Here is a 12484-nt window from a genome sequence, read left to right on the forward strand (position 1 = left end):
TCCCACGCTCCGCGTGGGAATGCAGCTCTGGACGCTCCGCGTCCGCCCTTAAAATCGTGACGCGGAACGTCACAGGATGCGCTCCCACGCAGAGCGTGGGAGCGATCTTCGTCGGCGGTTTTCCGCTCATCCCCCTTGATTCATCAGCAATTTTCCGCTCAAAAATTTCCGCAAACCCTTCTAGACCGGGCCTTCATCGGCTTGGCACAGCTCCTGCTATAGCCCAGCCAGGCTGCGCTACCGCGCGCTCCACAAAAACAATTAGATGAAGGATCCTTAAATGGATAACTCCAACTCCCTGCCTCTGGGGTCGGCGACTGCGCCGGCAAAAGGACGCACCACCTCCAGCCGTATCAAGTCGATCTTCAGCGGATCGGTCGGCAACATGGTCGAGTGGTACGACTGGTACGTCTACGCGGCTTTCTCCCTGTATTTCGCCAAGACCTTTTTCCCGAAAGGCGACACCACCGCCCAACTCCTGAACACCGCCGCGATCTTCGCCGTGGGCTTCCTGATGCGCCCGATCGGTGGCTGGCTGATGGGCCTGTACGCCGACAAAGTCGGGCGTAAAAAGGCCTTGATGGCCTCGGTGTACCTGATGTGCTTCGGCTCTTTGCTGATTGCCCTGAGCCCGGGCTATGAAGCTATTGGTATCGGTGCGCCGATCCTGCTGGTATTCGCCCGTTTGCTGCAGGGCCTGTCGGTCGGCGGTGAATACGGCACCTCCGCCACTTACCTCAGCGAGATGGCGACCAAGGAACGTCGGGGCTTCTACTCCAGCTTCCAGTACGTGACCCTGATCTCCGGCCAGCTCATCGCCCTGGCGGTATTGATCGTGCTGCAACAATTGCTGACCACCGAACAGCTGTACGACTGGGGCTGGCGTATCCCGTTCGCCATCGGCGCCCTGTGCGCGGTAGTGGCGCTGTACCTGCGTCGTGGCATGGAAGAAACCGAGTCGTTCACCAAGAAAGAAAAGGCCAAGGAAAGCGCAATGCGCACCTTGATGCGCCACCCCAAGGAACTGATGACCGTGGTTGGCCTGACCATGGGCGGCACCCTGGCGTTCTACACCTACACCACCTACATGCAGAAATACCTGGTGAACACCGTCGGCATGAGCATCTCCGACTCCACCACCATTTCGGCGGCCACGCTGTTCCTGTTCATGTGCCTGCAACCCATCATCGGCGGGCTGTCGGACAAGGTTGGCCGCCGGCCGATCCTGATCGCCTTCGGCGTCCTCGGCACCCTGTTCACCGTGCCGATCCTCACCACCCTGCACACCATCCAGACCTGGTGGGGCGCGTTCTTCCTGATCATGGCGGCGCTGATCATCGTCAGCGGCTACACCTCGATCAACGCCGTGGTGAAGGCCGAATTGTTCCCCACCGAAATCCGCGCCCTGGGTGTTGGCTTGCCCTATGCGCTGACCGTGTCGATCTTCGGCGGCACCGCTGAATACATCGCGCTGTGGTTCAAGAGCATTGGTATGGAAACCGGTTACTACTGGTACGTCACCGCGTGTATTGCGGTGTCGCTGTTGGTGTATGTGACCATGAAGGACACCCGCAAGCATTCACGGATTACTACGGACTAAGGGTTCGGCGGGCGTAAAAAAAGGGCCATGTCAGTCAATGACACGGCCCTTTTTCATTGCCCTCAAGACAGCTCGGCAGCCGCCTGGCGTCCATACCGACGCTGGGCATACGCCGCCCCGGCAATCATCACCACCAGCACCGCCGCCAACACGGCCGACGAGCCGATGGTGCCAAAGTCCAGCCCGCCCTTTTCATGGGGTTTGGTCAGGAAGTCACCCAGGGTTGCGCCGAACGGCCGGGTCAACACAAACGCCACCCAGAACAGCAGCACCGACGAAATCCGCGTGAAGTATTTAAGCAACACCACCACCGCGATACTCGCCCCGATCAGCAACGCGCCACCAGCGAACCCCAGCCCGGAATCATCCGCGAGGAAATCACCCAGCGCCGTGCCCAGGGTGTTGGAGAACAGAATCGCCATCCAGTAGAACAGCTCACCGCGAAAGGTCTGCACCTTGTTCACGTTCAGCGAGTCGCCGCTGATACGCCACAGGGCAAAGATCACCACCAGGATCGACACCAGAATCATCGAGCCCGTGGCATAACCCAGCCCCAGCGTGCGGTCCATAAAGTCCGACATGGTGGTGCCGGCGGTGCTGGTGGACAGGATCACGATCCAGTACAGCACCGGGTTGTAGGTTTTCGACCAGAGTTGCGTCACCAGAGTGACCAGGAACACGCTGATCAGGATCATCGAGCTGATGGCGTAACCGACATTCAAGGTCATCGACAGCAAGTCCCCGGCGGTTTCGCCCAGGGTCGTGGCGCAGATTTTCATGACCCAGAACGCCAGGGTGATCTGAGGAAGTTTGTTCATTGTGCAGAAGGCTCCAAAGGCTCAGTCGTTCAATCGGTCGACTTATAGGGGGTGTCGACCTGGCGCGCAGACTGACCCGGGAGCTGTGAAAAATAGGTGGGGGCTGTATGAAAATTCCATATGGATTATAGAAATCCGCCGCGCCGGATTGCACTATGGTGCCCTCCCCAGAACAGCGCATCAGGAACCCCGGCCATGTCCGACGATATTCATTTCTACGAACCCGCCAACGGCCACGGCCTGCCCCATGACCCGTTCAATGCGATCGTCGGCCCGCGCCCGATTGGCTGGATTTCGTCCCACGACAGCCAGGGCCGCCTGAACCTGGCGCCCTACAGTTTCTTTAACGCGTTCAACTACATTCCGCCGATCATTGGGTTTTCCAGTGTCGGGCGCAAAGACAGCCTGAACAACATCGAACAGACCGGTGAGTTCGTGTGGAACCTGGCCACCCGCCCGCTGGCCGAGCAGATGAACCAGAGTTGCGCGCCGGTATCACCCGAGGTCAACGAGTTTGAATTGGCCGGCTTGACGCCGGTGGCTTCAAAGGTGATCGCCGTGCCTCGCGTGGGCGAAAGCCCGGTGTCGTTCGAGTGCAAGGTGACGCAGATCATTCAGCTGCAGCGCGCCGACAAGGAGCTGGTGCCAAGCTGGTTGGTGCTCGGCGAGGTGGTCGCGGTGCATATCGCCAAATGGCTGCTGAAAGACGGGGTGTACGACACGGCTGCCGCCCAGCCGATCCTGCGTGGAGGTGGCCCGGCGGATTATTTTCAGTTGGGGCCGGAAGCGCTGTTCAAAATGTACCGCCCAGGCGCCACGCAACGCTGATTGGAACGAGATAAAAATGTGGGAGCGGGCTTGCTCGCGAAGGGGGCGTATCAGTCCATGCATATGCCAACTGATCCACCGAATTCGCGAGCAAGCCCGCTCCCACACAAGCCCGCTCTCAGATTTGGATCAGCGGTGTTTTTAGTTGGCGGAAGTTGCCCAAGAGAGCTGACCGTCTTCATCTACATCGACCAAGCGCTCCAGTTGCAGAGCTGCGGCATCGTCGGCGTCGGAGGCAGTCTTGAACGTCTGTCCATCGAGGATCTTGTGAAAGCGCGGTGCGCCCATGCCATCCAGCGCCTTGACGGCGATGGCGGCGCTATAGCCACCCTCTTCTTCACGCACCAAGGCGGAAACGGCTTCGTGGTGGGCAAACTCTTTACGTGCCATGTTGCAGGTCCTGGCCAATGGGAAAGGCGGCCATTCTAAAGCACTAGCCCGCCAGTTGCAGGTACTCGCCATAGGCATTGGCCGCCGAGGCGTCGGTAAAGGTCTGGAAGTCCATGCTGCGAACCACCATGTCATTCAACAACTCGGTGAAGACCATCAGCGCCGGCGAGCTGAAGTAGGCACTCATCGCCTGCTCGCTGCTCCAGAAGCCCGACACCAACCACACATCCGGGTCGGCCAGGGAGTGCTGCAACGAGAATTGCAGGCAACCCTGAGCCTGGCGGCCCGGTTCGATCAAACTGCTCAAGCGTGCACCCAGTTCGGTGCTGTACCCGGTACGGGCACGGATAAAGGCCATATGGCTCGCGGGAATGGGGGTGGACATGTTCGACTCTCCCGTTGAGAAGTGATGCTCGGCAAGCACTGTGAGGGCGTGTTGCCACAGGATCAAAGATACGGGCGCGGGTGTGGATGCGGTTAGTCAATTCCTGCTGGCTTATTGCACAATCCTGCGAGATACGTAGATATAGCAATCGGCCTGCGAAGTTTATTCCCGGCATGACTGCCGTATTTCAGGGGCATGACAGGCCCCGGCTTGCCTGATTCACGATTTTTCGCAGGATCAGGCAAGGATTGTGCAGAATCGAAATACCGCTTTTTGCAAAGCCGCCCTTAAGCTGTGCCCATCGTCAAAGCACCAGAGGATGTCCCATGTCGTCGCCCGAACTTCGCTCCAAACCCCTCGACGCCGATATGGAAAAGCAGCGCGCAGAACTCGCCGGCATCGTTCGCCGGCATACCTGGGAGGATGGTTCCTACGGCACGGCGATCACGTCGCTGTATCTCAACCGCCATAACTCCCCGCGTGAATTCACGCCGGTGCTGGTTGAACCCGCGCTGTGCATCCTCGCCCAGGGCAGCAAGGAAGTGCGCCTGGCGGATGAAGTCTTCGCCTACGACCCGCTCAATTACCTGGTGTTTTCGGTAGCGATGCCGGTGGCCGGGCGCATCCTTGATGCCACGCCGGAAGACCCCAACCTGTCGATTCGGGTGAATATCGACCCGGCACAGATCACCGCACTGATTGCCGAAGCCGGGCCGATGGGCGTGCCCCCGCGCCCGACCTCCCGAGGGATGTATGTCGACCGCCTGGACAGCCAGCTACTGGACGCCGTGCTGCGCCTGACCCGATTGCTCGACGCACCGAAAGACATCGCAATGCTCGCGCCGCTGATCAATCGGGAAATTCTCTATCGCCTGTTGCGCGGTCCACAGGGTTATCGGCTGTATGAAATTGCCGTCGCCAACAGTCAGAGCCATCGGGTGAGCCAGGCGATCACCTGGTTGAACGGCAACTACGAACAGCCCCTGCGCATTGATGACCTGGCCAAGGAAGTGAACCTCAGCGTCTCGACCTTGCACCACCGCTTCAAGGCGATGACCGCCATGAGCCCGTTGCAGTACCAAAAACAGTTGCGCTTGCAGGAGGCTCGGCGGTTGATGATCGCCGAGGGCCTGGAAGCCTCGGCGGCGGGGTATCGGGTGGGCTATGAGAGCCCATCACAGTTCAGCCGCGAATACAGCCGGCTGTTTGGTGCGCCGCCGTTGCGGGATCTGGCCAGGTTGCGCCAGAGCGTCTAACCACGGTTATAACACCGGATACTAATAATGTGGCGAGGGAGCTTGCTCCCGTTGGACTGCGCAGCAGTCCCATCTTTTGGGGCCGCTTCGCGCCCCAACGGGAGCAAGCTCCCTCGCCACAAGTACTCAATCAGCTGCGGTATTGGTGGTGTTCAATCCAGGCCACGAGGCAGTTGCAAGGTCACCCGCAAACCGCCCTCCCGCAGATTCTGCAAACTCACTTCACCGCCATGGCTGTGGGCAATGTTGCGGGCGATGCCCAGGCCCAGGCCGTAACCCTGTTGTTGCCCGGCCAGGCGGAAGTGCGGTTCGAAGACCTGCTCCAGGCGCTGTTCCGGCACGCCCGGGCCTTCGTCGTCGACGTGAAGGATGAATTCCGCGCCATCGTCTTCAATGTGCAAATGGGCGTTCTGCCCGTACTTCAGGGCGTTGTCGATCAGGTTGCCGATACAGCGCTTGAGCGCCAGCGGCTTGCCCGGGTACGTCGTAAGTGCCCGACCATGTTGGGTCACGCGCCCATTGCCGTTGGGCGCCAGGTACGGCTCCACCAGGCAGTCGAGTACGTGGTTGAGGTCCACCGGTTCGATGTTTTCGTGAATGTCGGTGTCTTTCACACACTGCAACGCGCCTTTGACCAGCAACTCCAGTTCATCCAGGTCGCGGCCGAACTTGGTTTGCAGGTTCTCGTCTTCCAGCAATTCCACCCGCAACCGCAGGCGTGTGATGGGTGTGCGCAGGTCGTGGGAAATGGCGCTGAACAGCTGGCTGCGTTCGGTCAGGTAACGGCTGATGCGTTCGCGCATGGCATTGAACGCGCGGCCTACTTCCACCACTTCGCTGCCGCCGCCTTCGGCCACCGGCTCCACGTCGGCGCCCAGGGACATGTCCCGCGCCGCCCTCGCCAGGCGCTTGAGTGGGCGGCTTTGCCAGTGCACCAACAGGCCGATAAACAGCAGCAGGAAGCCGCTGGTGAGCACGATAAACCACACCTGCTGGTATGGCAGGCCTTGTTCTTCGAGGCTGGTATAGGGTTCGGGCAGCAAGGAGGCAATGTAGAGCCATTCGCCCTGGGCCAGCTGGATCTGGGTGACCAACACCGGCGGATTCACCGGTTCCAGGGTCAACGCGTAATGCGCCCAGGAACGCGGCAATTCATCGAGTTTCAAGCCGGCGTTGAAGATGCGCAGGTCTTCGGCGCTGACGAACTCCACCGAAACATGCACGTCGCTGCCCAGGGTCTGGCGCAACACTTCTTCGACAGCACCGAGCACTGCATGCTTGCGCGGGGTTTCCGGCAATACCGCCATGTCCAGGGGCTTGTCGTTGAGCGTCACCACAAACCGGGTACCGCCCATGCTGCGCAACTGGTCCAGTACCAACGGCCGGAAGGCCACCGGCAACGAGCGGAAATAACTGACGCTGGCGGTCATCGAATGCGCCAGGCTGCGGGCGGCGGTTACCAGGCCTTCAAGCTGGGTAGCGCGCAATTGCGAGACCCAGATCACGCTGGACAACGCCTGGGCAAACAGCACCGCCAACAGGGTCAGCAGTAACATCCGCCCCAGCAGCGAACGCGGTACCGGGATGCGCCGGCGCAGTTCACGCAGGCGCTCAGTGGGCATTGCCGGCAACCACGCTGGCTGCCAATTGATAGCCACTGCCGCGCACGGTGCGGATCAGCCGGGGTGGTTTTTCGGTGTCGCGCAGGCGTTGGCGCAGACGGCTGACGGCCATGTCGACAATCCGGTCCAGGGGCATCAGGTCGCGGCCACGGGTGGCGTTGCCGATGGTGTCGCGGTCGAGGATTTGCTGGGGGTGGTCGAGGAACAGTTTGAGCAGGGCAAAATCGGCGCCGGAAAGAATCACTTCCTCGCCGTCGACGTGGAACAGCCGGTGGCTGACCATGTCCAGGCGCCACTCGCCAAACACCAGCACCTCGCCGCCGCTGCGCTCCTGGCCAAACTGGCAACGCCGCAACAGGGCCTTGATACGGGCCTGCAGCTCACGGGGGCTGAAGGGTTTGCCGATGTAATCGTCGGCACCCAGCTCCAGGCCGATCACGCGGTCGGCTTCGTCGGAACTGGCGGTGAGCATGATGATCGGCACCTGGGCCTGGCGTGGGTGCTGGCGGATCCAGCGGCAGAGGCTGAAACCGTCTTCGTCCGGCAGCATCACATCAAGGATCACCAGGTCGCACGGGGCTTCGTTCATCGCCTGGCGGAACCCCGCGCCATCCGGCACGCCGCGCACCTGGAAACCGGCGCGGCTGAGGTAGGTTTGCAGCAACTCGCGGATTTCCTGGTCGTCGTCGACCAGGAGAATGGATTTACTGATTACGCTCACGGGGTCCTCCTTGTTGTCATGGCCAAGCTTAAGTCATTTGTTGCCCTTGAGGCCGCCTTCGCGAGCAAGCCCGCTCCCACATTCCACCTCATTCATCCAGTTGGAATGGGATTGAATGTGGGAGCGGGCTTGCTCGCGAAGAGGCCATCACTGCCTACGCAAATGCCTGCTCAAGCGCCACACCAGCACCTGTCAACCCTGAATACGGTGCCGTCACCAGCCACACCGGAATGCCTTTGAAGTAGTCGCTCATGCAGCCCTTGTCGCCAAAACTCCTGGCAAAACCACTCTTGATAAAGAAATCGGCAAAGCGCGGGATCACCCCACCCACGATGTACACGCCACCACGACCGCCGGTGGTCAGCACATTGTTACCGGCGACGCGGCCCAGCCAGATACTGAACTGGTCCAGCACTTCCAGGGCAATCGGGTCGCCCGCCAGGCCAGCGGCAGTGATGGCCTCGGGAGTTTCCAGAACCGCCTCGTGACCGTCCACCGCGCAGATCGCCCGGTACAACCTGGGCAAACCGCCACCGCTCAAGGCAGTTTCAGCGCTGACATGGCCGATCTCATTGTAGATGTGCTGCCACAGCTGGGCTTCACGCGGGCTGCTCACGGGCAGGTCGACATGGCCGCCCTCCCCCGGCAATGCCGCCCAACGGCCATGGCCGAGGTCGAGCAAGGTGCCGACGCCCAGGCCGGTGCCCGGGCCGATCACCACCGCAGGGCGCAACGGCTCCGGCGTGCCTTCGCACACCACGCGGAATTCGTCGGGCTTCAGGCGGGTCATGCCCAGGGCCATGGCCGAGAAATCATTCACCAGCAGCAGCTCGTCCACCTGCAAGGTCTTGCAGAACGCAGTCTTGCTCAGGCGCCAGTGATTGTTGGTGAATTTAAATTCATCGCCACTCACCGGCCCCGCGACCGACAGGCACACCGCGCCAATCGAGCCGATGGCCAGGCCTTCTTCCTTCAGATAGACCTGGATCGCCTCTTCCGGGCTGGCATGATCCGCCGTCGCATGGACGCGGATCGAATGCAGCTCCTGATCCCGCCACAACGCAAAACGGGCGTTGGTACCACCGATATCACCGACCAGCGCTAGCTTCACTTAAGTGTCTCCAAGGCAGAGGTAAAGGCGCTGGCGCCCTGCTCTGCGGAGCTTGCAGCCAAACGCATAAACGCAAACAACTCGCGACCGGCCCCCACGTTATTGCCCAGAAGGCCCGTGGCAGGCGCGCGCGCGGCAAATTCTTCGGCGTCCACCTTAAGCTCCAAGGTGCCTTTGACGCCATCCACGCGAATGATATCGCCATCGCGCACACGTGCCAGTGGCCCGCCGCTCTGGGCTTCGGGGTTGACGTGAATCGCGGCGGGAATCTTACCCGACGCGCCGGACATGCGCCCGTCTGTTACCAACGCCACTTTGAAGCCACGATCCTGCAACACGCCGAGGAACGGGGTCATCTTGTGCAATTCCGGCATGCCGTTGGAGCGCGGGCCCTGGAAACGCATCACTGCAACGAAGTCTTTTTCCAACTCACCGGCCTTGAACGCGTCGGCCAGGTCTTGCTGGTCCTGGAACACCACGGCCGGGGCTTCGACGATTTGATGTTCGAGGGCCACGGCGGAGACCTTCATCACACCCCGGCCGAGGTTGCCTTCCATTACCCGCAGGCCGCCTTCCGGAGAAAACGCACGGGCCACGGGACGCAGGATGGTTTCGTCGAGGCTTTCGATCGGGCCTTCACGCCATACCAGCTCGCCGTCCACCAGGAACGGTTCCTGGGTGTAGCGGCTCAGGCCATGACCGGCCACGGTGTTGACGTCGTTGTGCAGCAGGCCGGCTTCCAGCAGTTCGCGGATCAGGAACGACATGCCTCCCGCCGCCTGGAAGTGGTTGATGTCGGCCTTGCCGTTTGGATACACGTGGGACAGGGTCGGCACCACCTCGGAGAGGTCGGCCATGTCATCCCAAGTGAGGATGATGCCCGCCGACATGGCGATGGCCGGCATGTGCAGGGTGTGGTTGGTGGACCCACCAGTGGCGTTGAGGGCGATGATGGAGTTGACGATGGACTTCTCGTCGACGATCTCGCCGATCGGCGTGAAGCTGCCGTTGGCCTTGGTCAGGCGCGTGACCTGGTGCGCGGCTTCGCGGGTCAGGGCGTCACGCAGCGGCGTGTACGGGTTGACGAACGAGGCGCCCGGCAGGTGCAGGCCCATGACTTCCATCAGCAACTGGTTGGTGTTGGCGGTGCCGTAGAAGGTGCAGGTGCCCGGGCTGTGGTAGGACTTCATCTCCGATTCCAGCAGCTCTTCGCGGGTGGCCTTGCCTTCGGCGTAGCGCTGGCGCACGTCGGCTTTCTGTTTGTTGGAGATCCCCGACGGCATCGGGCCGCCCGGTACGAAGATCATCGGCAGGTGGCCGTAGCGCAGGGCGCCCATCATCAGGCCGGGGACGATCTTGTCGCAGATACCCAGCATCAGCGCGGCGTCGAACATGTTGTGGGACAGCGCTACCGCCGTGGACATGGCGATCACTTCGCGGCTCAGCAGGCTGAGCTCCATGCCTGGCTCGCCCTGGGTCACGCCGTCGCACATGGCGGGGGTACCGCCGGCGAACTGGCCAACAGAACCGACTTCACGCAGGGCCTTTTTGATTTGCTCGGGGAAATGTTCGTATGGCTGGTGGGCCGACAGCATGTCGTTATATGACGAAACAATTGCCACGTTGGCGGCGTTCATCATGCGCAGGCTGTTTTTGTCTTCGGTGCCACACCCGGCCACGCCGTGGGCAAAGTTGGCGCATTGCAGCTTGCCGCGCATCGGGCCGTCGCTGGCAGCGCCGCGAATGAGCGCAAGGTATGCCTCACGGGTTGCACGGCTGCGGGCGATAAGCCGTTCGGTGACCTCAAGTACGCGGGGATGCATGTATAGAACTCCAGGCTAACGGATGTGGCGACCTGAGTGTCTATGCTGGTCAAAAGCCCGCCGCGAAGAGGTTGGCAGGGTGTTGCTTGACCAATCGGACCAGTTGATTCAGGTCACTCGTTGTAGATTGAACAAAATATTGCCACTAAAAAGGCTTGTTTTCTATTTTTATGCGAATAATCTTGTAATTCTTACAACAAATCGACGACAGGCACCTTCCAATGACTCTACGTATCGCTATCAATGGTTTTGGCCGTATTGGCCGTAATGTCCTGCGCGCACTTTATACCCAAGGCTACCGTCAGGATTTGCAGATCGTCGCCATCAACGATCTCGGCGACAGCTCGATCAATGCCCACCTGCTTAAATACGACACCGTCCACGGTACTTTCGACGCAGAGGTCGCTCATGATCAGGAAAGCCTGACCGTGAACGGTGACCGGATTGCCGTGAGTGCCATTCGCAACCCGGCCGACCTGCCGTGGGCTGCGCACAAGGTGGACGTGGTGTTCGAATGCACCGGTCTGTTCACCGACCGTGACAAGGCCGCCGCCCATATTACCGCCGGCGCGCGCAAGGTGATCATCTCGGCCCCGGCCAAGGGCGCTGATGCCACCGTGGTGTATGGGGTAAACCATGACATTTTGCGTCAATCCCACCAGATCATCTCCAACGCTTCCTGCACCACCAACTGCCTGGCGCCCGTGGCCCAGGTGCTGCACCGCGAGCTGGGCATCGAAAGCGGCCTGATGACCACCATCCACGCCTACACCAACGACCAGAACCTGACCGACGTCTACCACACCGACCCGTACCGCGCGCGCTCGGCCACCCAGAACATGATCCCGAGCAAGACCGGCGCTGCCGAAGCCGTGGGCCTGGTGCTGCCGGAACTGGCAGGCAAGCTGACCGGCATGGCCGTGCGTGTACCGGTGATCAACGTGTCGCTGGTGGACCTCACCGTGCAACTGAAAAAAGAAGCCAGTGCCGAGCAGGTCAACGCGCTGCTGAAAGAAGCCAGCCAGCACTCGAAAATCCTCGGCTATAACACCCTGCCGCTGGTTTCCAGCGACTTCAACCATAACCCGCTTTCGTCGATCTTCGACGCCAATCACACCAAAGTGAGCGGCAAACTGCTGAAAGTGCTGGCCTGGTACGATAATGAGTGGGGCTTCTCGAACCGGATGCTGGATAACTGCCTGGCGCTGTGCAACGCCGAGTAATGCTCGGCCTGTAGGAGCGAGCTTGCTCGCGAAAAACGCAAAACCACCGCGTTTATTCAGGATGCCAGCGATATCGTTGACGCCCTTCGCGAGCAAGCTCGCTCCTACAGTAATCCAAAGTGCCACTTGCCATTTGCGTTGATGATAAGCATTATCATTCGCTGCAAATCGGTCTGGTATCACTGTGAGCCAATCTCGTTTCAACCAAGTCTTCCTCACCCAGCGGGTGATTTTGCTGCGCACCTTGCAGCGGATGGTGAATAACCACAGCACCGCCGAGGACCTGTTGCAGGAAACCTACCTCCGCGTTACCCGGGCCCTGAGCGAACGGCCGATCGACCACCTCGAACCCTTTGTCTACCAGACGGCGCGCAACCTGGCGCTGGACCACCTGCGCGCCCGCAGGATTCAGGCCCGCACCCTGCAGGAAGATGTCCCGCTGGACGTCCTGCAAAGCGTCGCCTCCCCCGTCAGCACCCCCGAAGACGCGACACAGGCCGAGCAATTGCTCGAGCACCTGAGTGTCAGCCTCGGCCAGTTGAGCGCCCGCCAGCAGCAGATATTCATCCTCAGCCGCCTGCACGGTTGCAGCTATCAGGAGATTGCCGACAAGCTCGACGTGTCCCTGAGCACCGTGCAGAAGGAACTGAAACTGATCATGGCCATCTGCATAGGTGTGGCCGAAAGACTGGATCGCCCTTAAGCTT

The 12484-nt window shown here is 60.7% G+C and carries 12 protein-coding genes; 5 read left to right on the forward strand and 7 right to left on the reverse strand.

Annotation, left to right across the window (positions count from 1 at the left end):
* Positions 1-280: 280 nt before the first annotated feature.
* Entirely contained in the window at positions 281-1600 is a 1320-nt protein-coding gene (locus ACIOMR_RS15465) for an MFS transporter (RefSeq protein WP_008435500.1), read from the forward strand.
* Positions 1601-1662: 62 nt separating this feature from the next.
* On the opposite strand, the gene ACIOMR_RS15470 is transcribed toward ACIOMR_RS15465, so the two are convergent.
* On the reverse strand, positions 1663-2418 hold the full coding sequence (locus tag ACIOMR_RS15470) for a hypothetical protein (RefSeq protein WP_401195052.1): 756 nt from the start codon (positions 2416-2418) through the stop codon (positions 1663-1665).
* A 195-nt stretch (positions 2419-2613) separates the two neighbouring features.
* On the opposite strand from ACIOMR_RS15470, the gene ACIOMR_RS15475 reads away from it, so the two are divergent.
* The gene (locus ACIOMR_RS15475; RefSeq protein WP_102369799.1) at positions 2614-3246 is read left to right on the forward strand and encodes a flavin reductase family protein; all 633 of its coding nucleotides are present in this window, start codon (positions 2614-2616) and stop codon (positions 3244-3246) included.
* Positions 3247-3387: 141 nt separating this feature from the next.
* Here ACIOMR_RS15475 and ACIOMR_RS15480 read toward each other — a convergent pair whose 3' ends face one another.
* Together ACIOMR_RS15480 and ACIOMR_RS15485 are read right to left on the reverse strand one after the other, a co-directional pair.
* Positions 3388-3636 (reverse strand): hypothetical protein, encoded by a 249-nt coding sequence (locus tag ACIOMR_RS15480; protein ID WP_003214132.1) that lies wholly within the window; start codon positions 3634-3636, stop codon positions 3388-3390.
* Between the two features lie 43 nt (positions 3637-3679).
* The gene (locus ACIOMR_RS15485; RefSeq protein ID WP_003214130.1) at positions 3680-4021 is read right to left on the reverse strand and encodes an antibiotic biosynthesis monooxygenase family protein; all 342 of its coding nucleotides are present in this window, start codon (positions 4019-4021) and stop codon (positions 3680-3682) included.
* 326 nt (positions 4022-4347) lie between these two features.
* Here ACIOMR_RS15485 and ACIOMR_RS15490 point away from each other — a divergent pair, with 326 nt between their 5' ends.
* On the forward strand, positions 4348-5277 hold the full coding sequence (locus tag ACIOMR_RS15490; protein ID WP_003214128.1) for an AraC family transcriptional regulator: 930 nt from the start codon (positions 4348-4350) through the stop codon (positions 5275-5277).
* Positions 5278-5429: 152 nt separating this feature from the next.
* On the opposite strand, the gene ACIOMR_RS15495 is transcribed toward ACIOMR_RS15490, so the two are convergent.
* From ACIOMR_RS15495 to edd, 4 genes are all read right to left on the reverse strand, one after another.
* On the reverse strand, positions 5430-6899 hold the full coding sequence (locus ACIOMR_RS15495) for an ATP-binding protein (RefSeq protein ID WP_087694634.1): 1470 nt from the start codon (positions 6897-6899) through the stop codon (positions 5430-5432).
* Entirely contained in the window at positions 6889-7620 is a 732-nt protein-coding gene (locus ACIOMR_RS15500; RefSeq protein ID WP_003214124.1) for a response regulator, read from the reverse strand. Before ACIOMR_RS15500 ends, ACIOMR_RS15495 begins: the two co-directional genes overlap by 11 nt.
* Before the next feature lie 154 nt (positions 7621-7774).
* Positions 7775-8731: a glucokinase gene (locus ACIOMR_RS15505; RefSeq protein WP_003214122.1), complete on the reverse strand. Its 957-nt coding sequence runs from the start codon at positions 8729-8731 to the stop codon at positions 7775-7777.
* Entirely contained in the window at positions 8728-10554 is a 1827-nt protein-coding gene (gene edd / locus ACIOMR_RS15510; protein ID WP_003214119.1) for a phosphogluconate dehydratase, read from the reverse strand. Before edd ends, ACIOMR_RS15505 begins: the two co-directional genes overlap by 4 nt.
* Before the next feature lie 221 nt (positions 10555-10775).
* Between edd and gap the strand changes: the two genes are divergently transcribed.
* Both gap and ACIOMR_RS15520 read left to right on the forward strand, forming a co-directional pair.
* Positions 10776-11777: a type I glyceraldehyde-3-phosphate dehydrogenase gene (gene gap / locus ACIOMR_RS15515; protein WP_003214117.1), complete on the forward strand. Its 1002-nt coding sequence runs from the start codon at positions 10776-10778 to the stop codon at positions 11775-11777.
* A 184-nt stretch (positions 11778-11961) separates the two neighbouring features.
* A complete protein-coding gene (locus ACIOMR_RS15520) occupies positions 11962-12480 on the forward strand; it encodes an RNA polymerase sigma factor (protein WP_003214115.1) in 519 nt (172 codons plus the stop codon).
* The last annotated feature ends 4 nt before the right edge of the window (positions 12481-12484 follow it).

The organism is Pseudomonas sp. NPDC087814, assembly GCF_044742865.1.
Taxonomy (GTDB): domain Bacteria; phylum Pseudomonadota; class Gammaproteobacteria; order Pseudomonadales; family Pseudomonadaceae; genus Aquipseudomonas.